Genomic DNA, 310 nt, shown 5'->3' with positions numbered 1-310 from the left:
CCGCGTTGATGACGGGGCTGCTGCTGGGCATCTTGCTGTCGCGCGTGGTCAGCGGCCTGCTGGCCGAGCATGGGGGCTGGCGCAGCGTCTACCTGCTGGCCGCCGCTGCCATGGCACTGCTGGGGGTGGCCCTGTGGCGCGGGCTGCCCAGTTTCAAACCCACCACGCAACTGGGCTATGGCGCGCTGCTGGGCTCCATGGTGCAGCTGTGGCGCAGCCAGCCTGCGCTGCGCCGCGCGGCACTGGCACAGGGCCTGCTGTCGGTGGCCTTCAGCGCGTTCTGGTCCACGCTGGCCGTGATGCTACGCGG

1 pseudogene is annotated in these 310 nt (G+C 71.3%); it reads left to right on the top strand.

Going from position 1 to position 310, the window contains the following annotated elements:
- Window positions 1-310, top strand: a pseudogene (locus tag L995_RS16230) (MFS transporter); the annotation flags it as partial.

The sequence above is a fragment of the Delftia sp. ZNC0008 genome (assembly GCF_000799035.1).
In the GTDB taxonomy this organism is placed as follows: domain Bacteria; phylum Pseudomonadota; class Gammaproteobacteria; order Burkholderiales; family Burkholderiaceae_C; genus Comamonas; species Comamonas tsuruhatensis.
Note: the sequence above shows the minus strand (reverse complement) of the source record. Positions and strands in the feature narration are given on the sequence as shown.